Origin of the sequence: Streptomyces sp. NPDC046939 (genome assembly GCF_040644575.1) — a bacterium.
In the GTDB taxonomy this organism is placed as follows: Bacteria; Actinomycetota; Actinomycetes; order Streptomycetales; family Streptomycetaceae; genus Streptomyces.
Genome location: NZ_JBEYWV010000002.1, coordinates 173,256 through 189,775 on the forward strand (window position 1 = coordinate 173,256; position 16,520 = coordinate 189,775).

At 73.7% G+C, this 16,520-nt stretch carries 15 protein-coding genes; 8 read left to right on the plus strand and 7 right to left on the minus strand.

Annotated elements, in window-relative coordinates; translation table 11 throughout:
- Positions 1–9: 9 nt before the first annotated feature.
- Genes ABZ877_RS03080 through ABZ877_RS03095 form a run of 4 tightly spaced genes read right to left on the minus strand, consistent with a single transcriptional unit; the run spans position 10 to position 6,445 of the window.
- Positions 10–537: a hypothetical protein gene (locus tag ABZ877_RS03080; protein WP_361063360.1), complete on the minus strand. Its 528-nt coding sequence runs from the start codon at positions 535–537 to the stop codon at positions 10–12.
- Positions 534–1,751 (minus strand): hypothetical protein, encoded by a 1,218-nt coding sequence (locus tag ABZ877_RS03085; RefSeq protein ID WP_361063363.1) that lies wholly within the window; start codon positions 1,749–1,751, stop codon positions 534–536. The genes ABZ877_RS03080 and ABZ877_RS03085 overlap by 4 nt, the downstream gene beginning before the upstream one ends.
- Entirely contained in the window at positions 1,748–4,753 is a 3,006-nt protein-coding gene (locus ABZ877_RS03090; protein WP_361063366.1) for an AAA domain-containing protein, read from the minus strand. The genes ABZ877_RS03085 and ABZ877_RS03090 overlap by 4 nt, the downstream gene beginning before the upstream one ends.
- Positions 4,754–4,765: 12 nt before the next feature.
- Entirely contained in the window at positions 4,766–6,445 is a 1,680-nt protein-coding gene (locus tag ABZ877_RS03095) for a hypothetical protein (protein WP_361063368.1), read from the minus strand.
- A gap of 567 nt (positions 6,446–7,012) precedes the next feature.
- On the opposite strand from ABZ877_RS03095, the gene ABZ877_RS03100 reads away from it, so the two are divergent.
- The 5 genes from ABZ877_RS03100 to ABZ877_RS03120 are packed head-to-tail and all read left to right on the plus strand — an operon-like array spanning position 7,013 to position 12,260.
- Positions 7,013–8,086: a phytanoyl-CoA dioxygenase family protein gene (locus tag ABZ877_RS03100; protein WP_361063371.1), complete on the plus strand. Its 1,074-nt coding sequence runs from the start codon at positions 7,013–7,015 to the stop codon at positions 8,084–8,086.
- A complete protein-coding gene (locus tag ABZ877_RS03105; RefSeq protein ID WP_361063374.1) occupies positions 8,068–9,390 on the plus strand; it encodes a DUF6271 family protein in 1,323 nt (440 codons plus the stop codon). The genes ABZ877_RS03100 and ABZ877_RS03105 overlap by 19 nt, the downstream gene beginning before the upstream one ends.
- Positions 9,387–10,532, plus strand: a complete 1,146-nt coding sequence (locus tag ABZ877_RS03110) for a type III PLP-dependent enzyme (protein WP_361063378.1) — start codon at positions 9,387–9,389, stop codon at positions 10,530–10,532. The genes ABZ877_RS03105 and ABZ877_RS03110 overlap by 4 nt, the downstream gene beginning before the upstream one ends.
- Entirely contained in the window at positions 10,529–11,062 is a 534-nt protein-coding gene (locus ABZ877_RS03115) for a GNAT family N-acetyltransferase (RefSeq protein WP_361063381.1), read from the plus strand. The genes ABZ877_RS03110 and ABZ877_RS03115 overlap by 4 nt, the downstream gene beginning before the upstream one ends.
- Positions 11,046–12,260 (plus strand): MFS transporter, encoded by a 1,215-nt coding sequence (locus tag ABZ877_RS03120; RefSeq protein WP_361063383.1) that lies wholly within the window; start codon positions 11,046–11,048, stop codon positions 12,258–12,260. Before ABZ877_RS03115 ends, ABZ877_RS03120 begins: the two co-directional genes overlap by 17 nt.
- Positions 12,261–12,295: 35 nt before the next feature.
- Here the strand turns inward: ABZ877_RS03120 and ABZ877_RS03125 are convergent, their stop codons facing one another.
- Positions 12,296–13,255 carry an AraC family transcriptional regulator gene (locus tag ABZ877_RS03125; RefSeq protein ID WP_361063386.1) on the minus strand — a complete coding sequence of 320 codons (960 nt, stop codon included), beginning with the start codon at positions 13,253–13,255 and terminating at the stop codon, positions 12,296–12,298.
- A 216-nt stretch (positions 13,256–13,471) separates the two neighbouring features.
- Between ABZ877_RS03125 and ABZ877_RS03130 the strand changes: the two genes are divergently transcribed.
- A complete protein-coding gene (locus tag ABZ877_RS03130) occupies positions 13,472–13,759 on the plus strand; it encodes an ANTAR domain-containing protein (protein WP_361063389.1) in 288 nt (95 codons plus the stop codon).
- A 30-nt stretch (positions 13,760–13,789) separates the two neighbouring features.
- On the opposite strand, the gene ABZ877_RS03135 is transcribed toward ABZ877_RS03130, so the two are convergent.
- A complete protein-coding gene (locus ABZ877_RS03135; protein ID WP_361063392.1) occupies positions 13,790–14,311 on the minus strand; it encodes an N-acetyltransferase family protein in 522 nt (173 codons plus the stop codon).
- Here ABZ877_RS03135 and ABZ877_RS03140 point away from each other — a divergent pair.
- A complete protein-coding gene (locus tag ABZ877_RS03140; RefSeq protein WP_361063395.1) occupies positions 14,310–14,891 on the plus strand; it encodes an XRE family transcriptional regulator in 582 nt (193 codons plus the stop codon). The genes ABZ877_RS03135 and ABZ877_RS03140 overlap by 2 nt on opposite strands.
- 1 nt (position 14,892) lies before the next feature.
- On the plus strand, positions 14,893–16,059 hold the full coding sequence (locus ABZ877_RS03145) for an MFS transporter (protein WP_361063399.1): 1,167 nt from the start codon (positions 14,893–14,895) through the stop codon (positions 16,057–16,059).
- On the opposite strand, the gene ABZ877_RS03150 is transcribed toward ABZ877_RS03145, so the two are convergent.
- Entirely contained in the window at positions 16,050–16,457 is a 408-nt protein-coding gene (locus tag ABZ877_RS03150) for a DUF5997 family protein (protein ID WP_361063401.1), read from the minus strand. The two genes, ABZ877_RS03145 and ABZ877_RS03150, sit on opposite strands and share 10 nt — an antisense overlap.
- Positions 16,458–16,520: the final 63 nt, after the last annotated feature.

Genomic DNA, 16,520 nt, shown 5'->3' on the forward strand with positions numbered 1-16,520 from the left:
GCGGCTCCGTCAGCCGCCCAGGTCGGCGTAGCGCACGACCTGCACGGAGAGTCCGACGACCATGGCGGTCTCCGCGGCCGAGACCAGGAGGAGCTGCCATGGCGTCGGGCCAAGGAGCCAGTAGACGACGAGTGCCGCGAGTGGCGCCCCGCAGAACGTCAGGAGGTCCACGGCGAGCTGGAGCCGCTTGCGTGAGCGCCGGTGCGTGTCGCGCCGGTGCGCCGACTCCCAGCCGAAGACGACGGCCTGGTCCGGTGCGATCTCCTGGAGGCGCGGGGACAGGTCGTCGCGGATGTACCGCCCCGCGGCGGAGATCTTCTCGTCGTTGACCAGATAGGTCCATCCCAGGATCACGGAGAGCGGAGGGAGCAGCAGCAGCATCTCCAGATGGCCGCCCCGGGCCAGCGTGGAGCCGATCACCGCCGCCATGACGCCGAGAGTGGCGTAGATGAGGTTGTCCCGGAAACCGATCCGGGCCCGCTGCTCCTGCTTGACCTGTTCGTACTCGGCGAGCAGAAGTGCACCTGTGTCGATCACGTGGGTTCCTTCTCCAGTCGTGCCAGCTGACTCTCCAGGCCGGTGCGGCCGGTTCTCCTCGCGCCGTCGCGAAGCCGGGCGAGTCCGGGCGCGGCGAGGCGCAGTTGGCGCGCCAGGCGGGCGATGAGTTCCTCCGCGTCCTGCCGGGTGACGTGCGCACGCGAGCCCATGCGCTGGTCCAGCCGTGCGAGGAGAGCGAGCTTGCGCGCGGTCTCGTCGGCGCACCACACGCGGTAGAAGCGGCTGCCCGCCATGCGGTAGCCGCCGATCCGCGCATGGGGGAGGCCCTTCTCGCCGAACGCGGTGGAGGGCAGGGAGACCGACCAGGTGCCGTCGTCGTCCTGTTCCGGGGCGATCGCCTCGTGCCCCAGCCTGTCCAGCCACTTGCGGGCGGACCGCAGAAGGCGGTCGTCCGCTTCCTCGTCCAGCTCCTCGTTGTCGAGGGCGTTCACGAGTTCGGGCGTACGGGAGCAGATGTCGCTCAGCTCCGGATCGTGCGCGTTGCCCGCCTGGGCCTGGCCGTAGACCAGATGGCGCTCTCGGCCGCGTACGAGGTAGACGGGCAGGAAGACGCGTGTCTCGCTCAAGGCTTCCAGGGCGTCCAGGGCGACCGGCAGATTGAAGCGTGCCCGGTCCTTGCGGGTTCTGAGGCGGTCGAGGGCCGCGTGGTCGAAGCTCGACGCCGAGTGGATCGGTGTGAAGCGCGGGTAGTGGTCGCTTCGTTGCACCGCGGCCAGTTCGTCGCCGGACAGAAAGGTGACGACTTCGTCGTCGTAGTGCGCGCGGGGCAGGGGAGTGCAGCTCAGGGCCTCGAAGTAGAGCTGCCTGCGGTCCTGGTGGGTGACCACGTAGCGGACGTCGTCGTCCACGGAGCGCCGGCCCAGCGCGGTCAGGGACAGTCGGCCCTCCGTGTCCTCCCGGACATGACCGATCGCGGTGAGGAAGCGGACGGCTTGCGTGACGAGGGGCCGGTCCAGGGCGAAGAAGTCCGCGAGTTCGTCGACGGTGTGGAAGGAACCGTGGCGCAGCCCGCGCTCCAGGAAGCGGTCGATGAGGTAGAAGTCCTCGCCCTCGGTGATGTCGGCGCGGATCTCCACCTGCCAGACCGGCAGCAGCAGGGCGTACAGGCGCGTGGGCACGATGCCTTGCCCGAAGGAGGCGTCCTCCAGGGCCCGTTCCTCGGGGAAGTTCATCAGCCGGGTGGCCGTCGTCATGGCCGGCTCCCTTCGGCGGAGGGGTCGGTGACCTTGCCCAGGTCCGGAACCGCGTCATCGAGGTCGGCCATGACGGCCGCGTACTGCCGCAGGTCACCCCGGTCGAGAAGGTGGCGGTGGAGGGCGGAGACCAGGTCCCGGAAGTCGGGGTCGTCCGCGCGCATCAAGGTGCTCAGGTCGCCCGTGAGCACCAGTTGGGTCTTGGCGCGGCTGAAGGCCACATTGGTGCGGCGCAGCTCCTTCAGGAAGCCGATGCGGCCGTGCGGGTTGCTGCGGGTGAATCCGTACAGGACGATGTCGCGCTCCCCTCCCTGGTAGGAGTCGACGCTGCCGACCGACGCCTCCGCGAGCTGGGAGTCGCCGATGAGCGGGGTCAGATGGCGGATGACCTCCTGGCGCTGCGCGAGGTAGGGGACGATCACGACCCACTCGGAGCCCCTGCGGTGGTAGTAGGCCGCGAGCCTCGCCAGGAGGCGGGCCTCGCACGGGTTGAAGGGGCCCTTCCGGTTCCTGCCCTCGGCGCGGTTGCTCCCCTTCTCGAAGCGTGTGCGCATGGGCAGCGCGGCGGTGTCGACGTACGCCATCGGGCTGGTGAACAACAGGTCGGTGTGCCGATGGTCCTTCTCGGTCAGCAGCGTTCCGCCGTAGAACGCGGCCGAGATGAAGTCGGCGATCTCGGCGGGCATCCGACGCTGCCGCGTCAGACGCACGACATGGGAGGACGGCAGACCGGCACGCAGGCGCGCCAAGGCGCTCTGCGACATCAGCCGCAGCAGTTCGGGGTCGCCGGTGCCCCGCGCCCACTCGTCCACCTCGGAGTCGCGGAAGGGCGGGAGCTGCTGGTCGTCGCCGACGAGGACGCCACGCCGCACGCGCGTCAGCGGCACCAGTGTGTCCGCGACGCCGATCTGCCCCGCTTCGTCGACGATCCCCAGGTCGAAGTCGACTCCGGAGAGCTCGGCGCGAGACGCGGCACCGATGCACGTGGCGCCCACCACCTGGGCGTAGCGGACCAGTTCGGGAACCAGTTGACGCGGGTCCTGGCCGGTGGCCGCCTGCCACTGCGCGGCGAGCTCCAGGCGCTTGTCGAGGACCGGCAGCCATCCCGCCAGCTCCGCGTGGAGTGCGTGCAGCGCGGCCGCCGCTCCAACCGGGTCCGGTGGCAGGACGGGAGGGGCCGCGTCCGGTACGACCGTGCCCAGCGCGTGGGCGGCCATGTCGCCGGCTGTCTGCGCCGATCGCACCTGGTCGGCGAGGCACGCTTCCGCCGCGCGGTGGGCGGCGCGCGCCGTGCCGACCCGGGGGTCCTCCCGCACCGCGCGCTCCACCTCGGCCCGCGCCGCCTCCGCCTGCCTGCGCAGCTCGGGCTCCCAGGACTGGAGCCGCTCCACCTCGGTCACCACCTCGGTGAGTTCCGCCTCCCGGCGCCTCGCACGGGAGCGGTAGAACCGGCCGACGAGGAAGAGGTCGGAGCGCTGCCGTGCGGTCCGCGCCTTCTGCCCGAGCCATGCCGCCCGCTCGGCCGACGACCGCAGGGACGCCGTGCGCTCCTCCTCCTGCTGCTGGAGAGCCGTCAGCGACGCCATGCCCGGTGCGGCCGCCGCCCGGATCGCCGCCCGGGCCCGCTCGGCCGCCGCCTCGACGTCCGCGGCCGCTTCGTCGACCTGCTGGAGCCTGGCGGCCAGCTCATCGGTCCACGGCGCGACGGCGGACGCCTTCCGGTAGGTCTCGACGCGCTGCGCCATGGCGTGCTGAATGCCCTCGGAGAGGTTCTCCGACTGTTCCTCCAGGAGCAACGGGGCCACGTCGGCATGGACCTTGGCGGCGTCCCCGACCCGGATCACCACGAGATCGTCGGGGAGCCGGGCCAGGACGTTGTCGACCGCGCGGTTGGTGTGGGAGGTGACGAGCACACGACCGGTCTCGGCGGTGGCCGCTCGCACGGCGGTACGGGCGATCTCGGTGATCGTCCGGGTCTTGCCGGTGCCGGGCGGCCCCAGCACCACCAGCAGGTCCTCGGTGGTCAGCGCCGCGCGGAACGCGGCGAGCTGCTCGGGGTCGAGCTGTTCGTGCGGCCGGACGGACGTGGCGGGGACCGGGCGTACGCGGTGCTCCGCCATGGCCGCCAGCAGCCCCGGGTTCCTGGCGTCCCCCGTGCGCAGGCTCGCCACGGCCTGTCGTTGCTTGGCGAAGACCACCGTGCTCGGCACGATCTCCAGGGCTCCGCGGGCCGGCAGGCGGTCCCAGGACAGGGGCTGGTCGAAGCGCACGGTGACGGAACCGCCCGCCGCGCGGCTCACCTTTCCCCGGGTCTCGGTGTCGCCCTCCACGCGGACGTAGTCCCCGGGCGACGGCATGTCGGCGCCGACGAGCTGGAACTCGTAGACGGACTGCGGGGTGTTGCGGCGCTGTCCCGCCGTCGCCGAGACGCGGCGGTAGGGGAAGGGCGCGGCGTCGCGCTGCTCCCGGGTGGTGATGTCCTCGGTCGCGTCGATCAACCGGTCCACCGTGTCGAGGAACTCCGTCTGGGTCTCGCTGAGGGTGCCGGCGGACCCCTGCGGCGCCTGTTCCCGTCCGAGCGTCTGCCAGGCCTGCTCGACGTGGTGCCACTGGGCGTTCGCGCCCGCGGGGACGGCGGGCAGTTCGAAGACCATGTGCCAGGCGGGCGGGCGCACCAGGAGGCTGGAGCGCGCGAGGCGTGCGTGATCGGCCAGGCGCAGCGCGTCGATGTGCTTGACGAGGTAGCCGGTCCCGCGGTGCGTCGGTTCCAGACGCAGCCGGTACGTCCGTGTGTGGACGAGCAAGGACGCCTTGTACCGGCCCTGGGCCGGGCTGAGGATCGTGGCGGCGCCGTCCTCCAGCGCGTTCAGGTCGTGCACGATCCGGGGGACGTCGGGCGGCAGACCCGCGCTGCCCCGGGCCTTCGTGCGGAGCTGGGCGTCGAGGCCCGGCACCGGGACGAGGACCACGGGAGCGCGCAGGGCGACGGTGGCGAAGGACATCTGCGACGCTCCTCAGCGCGGGGACGGCGGGACGGAGGCCAGCTCGCGTGCGGCGGCGCGCAGGGCGAGCCGCAGCGTACGCATCCGCGGCCGGGCCCTCGGGTCTCCCCGCAGAGCGGCGGCGACCACGTGGACGAGGCCGTCCGGCACGAAGTCCGGGCCGCGGTGGGGCGGCGGGTCGGGCGTGGCCGCGCGGCCGGTGAGCGCGCGGTGCAGCAGCGCGCCGAGCTGGTAGACGTCGGTGGCGGGGCCGGGTCGCGCGCCGGAGCCGTAGCGCTGTTCGGGGGCCTGGAAGGGGCCGGGGTTCTCGCCCGGGCGGGGCGGCACGGCGGCGAGGCCCAGGTCACGCAGGGCGGCGCGCGGCCGGTGCAGGACGATCGCCGTCGGGCGCAGCGCCCGGTGCGCGTGCCCTGTGGCGCTCAGCCGTTCGAGGGCCTCGGCGACGGCGGCGAGCCCTTTCACCAGGGTCCACAGGCGCATGGGGTCCAGCGCGGCCGGCGGATCGGGCAGCATCGCGTGGAGGGTTTCCGCGGGGCCGGCGGGGTTCGTCCCGCCGGGCCAGGCCAGGGCGAGCGTCGCGGTCGTGCCGCCACGGGCCAGTTGGACGACGTCGGGGCCGCCGAGGCGCCGGCACAGCCTCGCCTCCCGTTCGAGCGCGGCCAAGGGGTCGGAGCCGCCGGGGCCGTGCGAGGGCCGGATCCGCTCGACCTGCCGCAGCCAGACGTGGGTGCCGGTGCCGCTGCCGGAGACGACACGCGCCACTGCCTGGCGCCGCACCACGTCATGGTCCTCGGTCTCGTGGAGCAGGTCGTCGGGCCCGTCGTGGAGGAGGTACTCCTGTGCGCCGACGGTGACGACGGGCCGGCCCTTCCACTCCACCGGGTCGGGCGGAGGCTCCGGGCCGGACACGACGATGACGGAGGGTGCCGGGGCCGGTTTCGGTGCCGGTCGCGCGGCGGGGCGCAGGTCACGCAGGAGGCGGAGGGCGAAGGCGGCGGCGTGGCGGGCCGCCGTCTCCTGTGAGCCCGCCGCGTCGTACGCGCTCTTGTCCGGGTCGGCGTTGTCGCTGATGCCGCGGACGCACAGGGCGCGCAGCGCCGGGTTCATCCCGGCCGCCCGGGTCACCCCGAAGCTCTCCATGTCGACGGCCACGGCGTCGTTGTAGTGCCGCTTGATGCGGCGGAATGTCTCGGAGTCGCGCGCGGCGAGGAGTACGTCGCCCGAGGCGATCGGCTCGAAGTGGACCCGCGGCAGTGGCGCGGGGGTGGTGCCGGAGGGGAGGAAGGCCCAGGGGGTGTTGCGGCGGGCGGAGCGCACCAACTGGTCCATGGCGTGCGTGGGTTGCCACGCCTCGGGGCGGGCGGCGAACCCGTCCGCGCTCTCGCGTCCGCCGTGGTGGCCGTAGACCTTGCTGGCGACGACGACGTCACCGGGGCGGACGTCCTCCTTGAGCCCTCCGGCGACACCGACGAAGAACACCGCGTCGGGGTCGACCTGCTCGATGGCGTGCTGGGCGACGAGGGCCGCGCGGGTGTTGGTCGGGCCCGTCTCGGCGAGCGCCACGCTCCAGTTGAGGCCGGGTATCCGTCCGAGGTCGAGGAGCGTGCCCTGGGGCAACGGCACCTCGCGCACGTCGGTCATGTGGCGGCGCATCGCCTCGTACTCGACTTGCAGGGCGGTGAGCACGACCACGGTGGGCCGCTTCCCCCTCGCTCCCCCCAACGGAACCCCTCGCCTTCGCAGGATCTGGGGTCACTGTAGCCGGGGCCGCCCGCCGCACGTGGGGCACTTCGCACGGCCGACTCCGGGCGGGCGTCGAGGTGTTGGGCGCGGCCGAGCGGACGGACGGGCGTGCGCGGCATTCGAACAGACCGCGCCTCCTCGCCGACCTGCGGTTGGTATAGACCACCAACATTCCCGCTTCGGTCCGCGCTGTCAAGGGCCGGGCCGACGACCTGCCCGTACTTCGGCGATCAGGCATGTGACCTGCGAGTAACCCGACACCCGGGCCGAGCGCGCGGTCAATTCCGGTGTTGACAGTCTCAGTTGGTCTAGTCCAGATTGAGGGGGCGCCGGCCCGCCGGAGGACGTGTTCGACTCTCCTCCGCGACCGCCCTCGACCGCCCTGCGCCGTCGCCCGCGAAGTGCCCGGGCGGCAGCCGACAGACGTTCTTGTCCGGCGATGCCATCTCCTCCTACGTCACCTCCCACCCGTCACCGCCTCCCGAGGCCGACGTGGTTGCACCGAAGGAACGAGTCTTGGAACACCCCGTGCCACCCCCCGCCCCGTATCTGCACCGCGCCGCCGGCGACCTCCCGTACCTCAGCGCCGACGGCGAGACCTACCTGGCGCAGACCCAACTGCGACACCTGCGCAAGACGCGGCCGCTCAGAGTGCTGTCGCCGGAGGACTTCGCGTTCTGGCAGACGTACGGGTACGTCATCGTCAAGCAGGCGATACCCCGCGACGCCGCACAGCGACTCCTCGACTTCGCCTACGAGTTCCAGGGGCTCGACCCCGACCGGCCCGACACCTGGTACGAGGAGCGCAAGTTCCGTAGCGACCTCGACCGCGACCTGCACGTCTACGGGTTCGTGGAGGCGTACCACCACCAGCTCCTCTGGGACAGCCGGCAGACCCAGCGGGTGTACGACGCCTTCGTCGACGTGTGGGACTGCGAGGAGCTGTGGGTCACCCTCGACCGGCTCAACCTCAACCCGCCCAACATCAAGAACCGTTCCCGTGAGCTGATCGCGCCCACCGAGGAAGGGTTCGACATCGAGCTGCACTGGGACGTCGACACCACGGCCAGCGTGCTGCCGCAGCGCGTCCAGGGGATCATCGCGCTGAACGACACGAGCCCCGAGACCGGCGGGTTCCAGTGCTGCCCCGAGCTGTTCCGGCGCTTCGACCGGTGGGCCGCCCTCCAGCCCGACGGCCGCGACCCCATCCGGCCGCGCGTCGACCGCGCCGACATGCCCGTCGTCCGGCCCGACCTGCACGCCGGTGACCTGCTCATCTTCAACGGCATGCTCGCGCACGGCGTCGCCCCCAACACTTCCGAGAGCAGTGTCCGCGCCGTCCAGTACCTGTCGATGATGCCTGCCCTGGAGACGCACGAGACGCTGCGCCGCTCCCGCGTCGACTCCTGGCGCGACCTCACCACCCCCGACTGGAACGCCACCCTGCTCGGCGACGCGCACCGCCCCGAGGCCCTCCGCTACGACACCGCCGAACTCACCGACCTCGGCGCCAAGTTGCTGGGCCTGCGCTCCTGGGGCGAAGGACGGCACGGCGCGCAGGAGGAGGCGGCGTGCGCCGTATCTGCCTGACGCTGCCGACCAACCGCCCCTGCGCCGACACCCTCACCGCCCTCGGCGAGGAGGCCGCGTACGCCGTCACGGCCTTCGACGACGTCGAGGTGCGCCTCCTCGTCCTCGACTCCTGCGAGGACGCCGCGGTCCGCGCGCTCCACCGGGCCGTGCTGCACGACCTGCCGCCCCACCCCCGGATCACCGTCCACCACCTCGACGAGGCCGAGCAGCGCGCCTTCCTGCGCGCCGTCATCGAGCGGAGCGGCACCCGCAAGCCCGACCTCCTGCTCGACCTCATGCTCCCGGACGCCGTCTCCTACGGCGCCTGCACCAACCGCGCGTTCCTCGTCGCCGCCGCCCTCGGCTGCGCCTCCGTGCACCGCAGGGACTCCGACAGCCGGTACCAGAAGCCCGACGGGCGGCCCGTCTTCCCCGTCCACCACGAGCTGCGCACCCTCGGCCTGCGGGCCGCCGACGCCGCCCGCGCCGTCGACGAGACCGCCCTCACCACCGCGGCACGGGACCGCCGCGTCGCGATGGCCGGCGCCTCCTTCGTCGGCGCGCTCTCCGTGGACATCGCCGAGATCAAGGCGCTCGACCCGGACGTCTACACCGACATCGTCGGACTGTGGGCGCCCGGGCACTGGTCCGCCGAGCAACGCGCGGAGCTGGCCGCCGAATCGTTCCTCGGCGCCGGGACCGAGCCGTTCCGCCACGACCGGACGCTGCTCACGCTCGTCGACCCGATGCGCGTCGACATGTGCAACATCGCCTTCCACGGCGTCCAGGAGCGCGTCCCGCTGCCGCCCGCCACCGACACCATCGGCAGCGACTACTTCCTCATCCACCTCGTCCACGACGCGGGGCTCCCGGGCGTCCTGCACAACCGGGACATCGTCAACTTCCACACCGGCGAGCGCAGGACGCGGCAGGGCTTCCTCGCCTACCAGACGCGGTTCGCCAAGTTCCTGCTGTCGATGCTGTACCTGCACCACGTCTACGAGCGGATGGCCGAGGCCGGTGACGGCCTCCTCGACGACGAGGGGCAGGTGCGCGCCGACCGCGTCGCCGCGCTCGTCCGCGAGAGCGTCCAGCTCGACCAGGCCGAGAACGTACGCCGGCTCGACGTGCTCGACGCCTCGTACCGCCGACTGGGCGGCAAGTACGAGGAGTTGGCCGACCTCCTCCGGCCCAGGCGCGAGCAGCTGCTCGACGAGGCGCGCGGCGACATGGCGGACTTCGCCCTCCTGACCGAGGAGTGGGCGGAGCTGGTGCGTGCCGCCCGCGTCACCCCCGTACCCGCGCCGGAGCCGGTCCGATGACCGCGACCGCGGTCGCCGTCGAGGACCGGCTCGTGTACGACCTCGACGGGATCGGCGCCCAGTACGACGCGCTGCTCGCCGAACTCCCGGGCGTCCGGGTGCGGTTCGCGCTCAAGGCGTGCCCGGTGGACGAGGTGCTCCGCCTCCTCGCCGGGCGGGGGGCCGGGGTCGACGCCGCCGGTCCGCAGGAGATCACCCAGGCGCTCCGCGCGGGCGTCCCGGCCGGGCGGATCCACTACGGCAACACCGTGAAGTCCGACCGGAACATCGCGGACGCCCACCGCCTCGGCATCCGTGACTTCGCCACCGACACCGTCGAGGACGTACGGGCCGTGGCGGCGCACGCGCCCGGCGCCCGCGTCTTCTGCCGCCTCGCGACGACCGGCGACGGCGCGCTGTGGGGGCTCAGCGAGAAGTTCGGCTGCGCCCCCGACGAGGCCGTACGCGTGCTGAGCACGGCGCGCGCGGCCGGTCTTGTGCCGGCCGGGCTCTCGGTGCACGTGGGCTCGCAGCAGATGACGGCGGACGCCTGGCAGGACGCGTTCGCCGACCTCGCCGAGACCCTGACCGCCCTGCGCGGGCAAGGCATCGTCCTCGACCACGTCAACCTCGGCGGCGGCCTGCCCGCCCTCGGCTACGCCGACCGGTACGGCGCCCCGCTCGACCCGCCGCTCGACAAGATCTTCGCCGTGCTCCGCGACGGCCTGCGGCACCTGCGCGACCTGCACGGCGGACCGCTCGCCTTCGTCGTCGAACCGGGCCGCCACCTCGTCGCCGACCACGGCACCGTCCACGCCCACGTGGTGCGGATGGCCCGGCGGCGCGGACCCGACGGCGAGGACCGGCACTGGCTGTACCTCAGCGTCGGCCGGTTCAACGGCCTCTACGAGACCGACGCGCTGCAGTACCCGCTCGTCTTCCCCGACGCGCCGCCCGGCGCCGAACGCGTCCTCGCGCGCGTGGCGGGCCCCACCTGCGACAGCGACGACGCCTTCCCCGGCCTCGTCAGCGTGCCGCGCGAGCTGCGCTCCGGCGACCCCGTCCAGGTGCGGTCCAGCGGCGCCTACGCCACCAGCTACATGACCCTCGGCTTCAACGGCTTCGCCCCGCTCCCGCACCACTGCGCCGGCGGCCCGGCATGAGCGACACCGCCCGCGTCCGCGCCATCGCCGAACGGGACTGGCCCGCCATCACCGCGCTGGAGGCCCGCGCCTACAGCCGCCTCGGCCTCTCGGAGGGGCAGGCCGCCCTGCGCGCCCGGCGCGACGCCTCCCCGGAGACCTGCTTCGCCCTCCACGTCGGAGGGCAGCTCGCCGGGTACGTCCTGGCGCTGCCGTACCCGCACGGCTCCTACCCGGATCTGCGGCGGGCCCGCGCCACCGCCGGACGGGCCGCCGTCCCCGCCCGCAACCTCCACCTCCACGACCTCGTCATCGCTCCCGAACTGCGCCGCCAGGGCCTCGCCCGGCACCTGCTCGGCCACCTCTGCGCGGTCGCGCGCGCCCGCGCCTACGAGCGGGTCTCGCTGGTCTCCGTCGGTGGCACGGAACCGTTCTGGTCGGCGCGCGGCTTCACCGCGCACCCCGGGGTCGTCGCCCCCGGCGGTGAGTACGGCGCGAACGCCGTCTACATGTCCCTGCCTCTCGAAACGAGTGATGCGCGTGTCCTCTGACCCCTTCCGCCGGCACCAGTGGGCGATCGCCGCGCTGTTCTGCTCCCTCGGGTTCCAGTACGCGACCTGGGCCTCGCGCATCCCCGCCCTCAAGGACGACCTCGGCCTCAGCGCGGCCGAGGTCGGCGTCCTCCTCATGGCGGCCGGGATCGGCGCGGTCGTCTCGTTCCCGCTGGTGGACCCGCTCATGCGGCGGTTCGGCTCGCGCACGCTCGCCCTCCTGTCGGCGCTCGGCCTCGCCGCGCTGCTGTTCGCGCTCGCCGCCGCGCCGAACTTCCCGCTCGCCCTCCTCGTCCTCGGCCTCGACGGCGTCCTCGTCGGCTGCCTCAACGTGGCCATGAACGCGCAAGGGGCCGCGCTGGAGGCCCGGTTCGAGCGGACCACGATGGCCCGGCTGCACGCCACGTTCAGCGGCGGCTCCCTGCTCGCCGCGCTCCTCGCCTCCCGGATGAACGCGGTGACGCCCTCGGTCACCGCGCACTTCGCCGTCGCCGCGGCCCTGCTCGTGCTGCTCGGCGCGTACGCCAGGACCGGGCTGCTCGCCGACGACGCGCCCGCGCCGGGGCAGAAGGAGAAGAAGGCGCGGCGCGGCAAGCGGGGCATGCCGTCACGCGTGGTGCTGTGGATGTGCTGCGCCATGGCGTTCGGCACGGTCACCGAGGGCGCCATGAACGACTGGTCGACGCTGTACATGCGCGAGGTCGCGGGCGCCTCGCACCAGTTGGCGCCGCTCGGCATCGCCGTCGTCTCCGCCATGATGGTGCTCGCCCGGCTCTTCGCCGACGGCTGGCGCGGCCGCTTCGGCGACGGCCGGGTCGTCGTCCTCGGCAGCGCCCTCGCCACCGCGGGCCTCGTGCTCGCCCTGGCCGGCGGGGGCGTGGTGACGGCCCTGACCGGCTTCGCCTGCGTCGGCCTCGGCATCGCGGCCGTCACCCCGTGCGTCTACGTCGCCGCCGCCCGGCAGGGCTCCGACGCGCTGGCGCTCGTGGCGGCCATGGGGACGACGGGCCTGCTCGCGGGGCCGCCGCTGATCGGGTTCGTCGCGGGCGCGAGCAGCCTGGTGTGGGGGCTGGGCGTGGTCGCGGCGGCGGCGGCCGTCGTCTGCCTGTGCGGGACCCGGATCCGGTGGCAGGACGCGGAGCGGCAGGAGCCGCCCGCGCCCCAGCCCCGGGCGGAGGCCGCGCCGGGCACCGGATGACGGCCTCGCGCAGCAGCGGGAGGAGCGGGCGTGCGTCAGGCGGCCGCGAGCGTGTGGTGCGGCGGGCGGCCGTACGCCCTGCGGTAGAGCGAGGCGAACCGGCCGGGGTGGTAGAAACCCCAGCGGGCCGCCACCGCCGTCACCGTGACGCCCCCGCACGGGTCGGCGTTCACCAGGTCGCGGTGGGCGTGCGAGAGCCGGATGCGGCGCAGGTACGCCAGCGGCGTCGTGTCCAGATGGCGGCGGAACGCGTACTGCAGACCCCGCACCGTCACATGCGCCACGGCCGCGATCTCCGCCACCGTCATCGGCTCGTGCGCGTGGTCCTCCATGTAGGAGACGGCGCGCCGCAGGGACCTCGGCCGGGCGTCGTTGCGGTCGGCGGTGGTCGGCTCGGTGAGCGCGGTGTGCGGGAACGCGGCGAGGACGGCCGCGGCCAGGTGCTGCGCCGCCGTCGCGGTGACCAACGGCTGCTCCGCCACCTCCGGATCACCGAGGACGTGATCGCGTACGTGGACGATCGTGCGCCGCAGATGCTCCGCCCCGGCGGCGGAGACCGGCCGGTGCCCGGTGAGCCGGACCGGCCCCGGACCCGAGCGCGGATCGTTCCCGGCGACCTGGCTCAGCAGCGCCGGGTCCAGCATCGTGATGTTGTAGCGCGCGCCGATGATCCGCCCCCGGTAGGGGAGTTCGGGCGGCGCGAAGGAGACCACGTCGCCGGGGCCGAAGGCGTCCTCGACACCGGCGAAGCCGTGGTCCTGGATCGTGCCCTCGTGGACGACGCACAGACAGATCTTGCCGAGCGGCGTCACCTCGTAGCGCATGTCGAAGTCGAGGTCGAGCTCGTCGACGCTCACCCCGGGCATGGCGTCGCGGCGGATGCGCGCGCGGCTGGAGTCCGGGGTGCCGTTGCCGATCTGCATGCGCGCGTACGCGCGGCTGAGGAACTCCTCGGTCACCCCGATGTCGCTGCTGTCGAAGTGCAGGGTCTGCATGCCGCCTCACCTCGCCTGTCGTGCGCCCGTGGTCCTTACAGGAGCCTACGGCTCCGGGGCACCGCACCGGCACGCCGGGGCGGGAGGACGGGGGGAAGGGGTTCGTTTTCTGGACACCTGATCCCCGGCGCTGTTCGTCCACGGTGTCGCGGCGGCGGCCCGGGCCTCGGCATCGTGGGTGGTTGCGTCGGTCGCGAGGAGAGGCGGTGGGTCGGGGTGGACGGGGAAGAATCGGCCGAGAACCTCACCGGGCTGCGGGCGGAGGCGGCGCAACTCCGCCAGGCCATCGCCTCGCACATCGTCGTGGACCAGGCGATCGGTGTCGTCATCGTGCTCGGACGGCTCACGCCCGACGAGGGCTGGGACGTCCTGAAGGAGATCTCGCAGCACACCAACACCAAGCTGCGGGACGTCGCCCGGCAGCTCGTGGGCTGGGCGAACGGCCGGCCGCTGCCGGACCGCACACGGGGCGCGCTGGACAGCGCGCTGCACCGCACGGGGTGAGACGGCGGGGGCCTGTGCCTCCGCGCGCGTCTACTCCAGGGGAAGCCGCATCAGCGTCAGATCGAGCCACCGGCCGAACTTCGTCCCCACTTCGCGGACCGTGCCCGCGTGCTCGAATCCGTGCCGCTCGTGCAGCCGGACCGACGCCGTGTTGCCCGCCTCGATCCCGGCGATCATGACATGCAGGCCCGCGGCCCTCGCCGACGCGACGAGCGTGGTGAGCAGGGCCGAACCGATGCCCTTGCCGTGGTGGCCCTCGGCCACATACACCGAGTTCTCCACGGTGTGCCGGAACCCGGAGTAGTCCTTCCACGGTCCGTAGACGCCGAAGCCGACGACCGTGCCGCCGTCCTCGGCCACGTACGCCGAACCCCGCCCCAGGTGCGCGCCGAGCCAGGCCGCGCCCTCGGCGCGGGTCTGCGGCGTGTCCGTCCACAGCGCCGTGCCGTGCTCGATGGCGTGGTTGCGGATGGCCAGGACCGCGTCGAGGTCCTCGGTGCGGGCCGGGCGGACCGTCACCGCCCGCGCCCCCGTCTCGTATGGTGGATTCATGTCCAACATCGTAGACCCGCTGGTCGCGCGGATCGGCGGGCGGATCCGCGCCGAGCGGGACCGGCGGCGCTGGACGCTGTCCGCACTCGCCGAGGAGTCCGGGGTGTCCCGGGCCATGATCCACCGGATCGAGCGCGGGGAGAGCAGTCCGACCGCCGTCGTCCTCGGCAAACTGTCGGCGGCGTTCGAGCTGAGCGTCGCCACCCTCCTCGACCCCGACGAGGAGCCGGGCACGGGGGCGGACCGGGTGCGGCGCGCGGGGACCGCGTCCCGCTGGCACGACCCGGAGACCGGGTACGAGCGGCGGCAGCTCTCCGGGCCCGGCTTCCCCGCCGAGGTCGCCGAGGTCCGGCTGCCCGCCGGGGCCCGGGTCCCGTACCCGGCGGCGGCGTTCGCCTTCCACCGCCAGCTCATCTGGGTGATCGAGGGCCGCCTCACCTTCCACGAGGGCGACACGGTCCATGAACTGGAGGCGGGCGACACGGTCGAACTGGGCCCGCCCTCGGCGTGCGTCTTCGCCAACGCGACGGACACGGAGTGCCGGTACGCGGTGGTCCTTGTGCGCGGGGAGGGGCCCTGAGATGAGCGCGGCCGCGGTCCTGCGGCGCGGCGGCGTCGGGCTGCTCGGCCTCGTCGCCGGGGTGGCGCTGGCCAACAACTACGCCGTGCAACCCGCCCTCGGCGATGTCGCCCGGTCCACCGGCACCTCCACCGCCGCCATCGGGCTCGTCACCACCGCCGCGCTGGCCGGGTGCATCGCGGGGTTCGCCTTCCTGCTGCCGCTCGCCGACCGGGCGGCGCCCCGGCGGCTCGTCGCGGGGCAGCTCGTCCTGCTGGCCGGTGGCCTGTTGCTCGCGGCGTCCGCCCCCGGCCTCGGGGTGCTGCTCGTCGCCTACCTGCTCGTCGGCGCGGGCGCCAGCGTCAGCGCGATGGCCTCCACGATCGCGGGCCGGGGCGTGCCCGAGGGGCGGCGCGGGGCGGCCGTCGCGGTCGTCGCCGCCGGAATGTCGGCCGGGATCCTGCTCAGCAGGCTGGTCGGCGGGGCGCTCGCGGACGCGTTCGGCTGGCGCGGCATGCTGCTCTGCTGCGCCGGGCTCGTCCTCGCCTGCGCGGCCGGGGCGTGGCTGCGGCTGCCGGACGCGCGGCCTGCGCCCGGCGACACCTACCTCGCCACGCTGACCTCACTGCCGGGCTCCCTGCGCCGCCACCGCACCCTGCGCCGCGCCGTGCTCACCGGCAGCCTGTGGTACTTCGCGTTCAGCCTCGTCTGGGTCGCGCTGACCGTATGCCTCGCGCAACCCCCGTACGGGCTCGACGCCGCCGCCATCGGCCTCTACGGCCTGGCCGGGGCGCTCGGCTTCGCCGCGCTGCCGGTCGCGGGGCGGCTCGGCGACCGGTTCGGGCCGCGCGCGGTGATCTGCGCGAGCATGGGCGCGGCGACGGCCGGGGCCGCGTTGCTCTGCACCGGTCTGGACCGGCCCGCCGTCACGGCCGCCGGGCTCGCCCTCGTCGACGCGGGCTGCTTCACCGCCCAGGCCGCCAACCAGACCCGCGTCCTCGGCATCGACCCGGCGCGGGCGGGCGGCCTCAGCGGCGTCTACCTGCTGCTCTACTTCCTCGCGGGCGTCGTCGGCTCCGCGCTCGCCGCGCCCCTCGTCGCGTCCGGCGGCTGGCCCGCGGCGTCCGGCACGGTCCTCGCCGCGCTCGCCCTGGCGGGCCTCCTCGCCCTGCGCCGCGATCAGTCCTGAGCGCGCTGTTCCCGCTTGCGCGCCTGCTCGGCGTGGAGCTTCTTCACGCGGACGTTCTCCTTGCGGACCTCCGCCTGCGTCGCCCGCTCCTTCTGGAGCCACTCCGGGTTCTCGTCCTTGAGCGCGTCGATCTGCTCGGTGGTCAGCGGCTCGGTGACACCGCCACGGGCGAGGCCCGCGATGGAGACGCCCAGCTTCTCCGCGACGACCGGGCGGGGATGCGGGCCGTTCGCGCGCAGGTCCCGCAGCCACTGCGGCGGGTCGGCCTGCAGGGCGTTCAGCTCGCCGCGCGAGACGACGCCCTCACGGAACTCGGCGGGCGTGGCCTCGAGGTACACACCCAGCTTCTTCGCCGCCGTCGCGGGCTTCATGGTCTGGGTGTTCTGATCGGAACTCATGAGGTCAAGGGTATCGAGCGCGGGGCAGAGGTCCGACCACGTGTGACCGCGCCGGGTAGCCTT

Excerpts from the sequence above, each read along its gene's own strand:
- ABZ877_RS03110 (WP_361063378.1), top strand. The coding sequence starts at position 9,387 with ATGACCGCGACCGCGGTCGCCGTCGAGGACCGGCTCGTGTACGACCTC.
- ABZ877_RS03145 (WP_361063399.1), top strand. The coding sequence starts at position 14,893 with ATGAGCGCGGCCGCGGTCCTGCGGCGCGGCGGCGTCGGGCTGCTCGGC.
- ABZ877_RS03090 (WP_361063366.1), bottom strand. The coding sequence starts at position 4,753 with ATGTCCTTCGCCACCGTCGCCCTGCGCGCTCCCGTGGTCCTCGTCCCG.
- ABZ877_RS03140 (WP_361063395.1), top strand. The coding sequence starts at position 14,310 with ATGTCCAACATCGTAGACCCGCTGGTCGCGCGGATCGGCGGGCGGATC.
- ABZ877_RS03135 (WP_361063392.1), bottom strand. The coding sequence starts at position 14,311 with ATGAATCCACCATACGAGACGGGGGCGCGGGCGGTGACGGTCCGCCCG.
- ABZ877_RS03115 (WP_361063381.1), top strand. The coding sequence starts at position 10,529 with ATGAGCGACACCGCCCGCGTCCGCGCCATCGCCGAACGGGACTGGCCC.
- ABZ877_RS03150 (WP_361063401.1), bottom strand. The coding sequence starts at position 16,457 with ATGAGTTCCGATCAGAACACCCAGACCATGAAGCCCGCGACGGCGGCG.
- ABZ877_RS03125 (WP_361063386.1), bottom strand. The coding sequence starts at position 13,255 with ATGCAGACCCTGCACTTCGACAGCAGCGACATCGGGGTGACCGAGGAG.
- ABZ877_RS03120 (WP_361063383.1), top strand. The coding sequence starts at position 11,046 with ATGCGCGTGTCCTCTGACCCCTTCCGCCGGCACCAGTGGGCGATCGCC.
- ABZ877_RS03085 (WP_361063363.1), bottom strand. The coding sequence starts at position 1,751 with ATGACGACGGCCACCCGGCTGATGAACTTCCCCGAGGAACGGGCCCTG.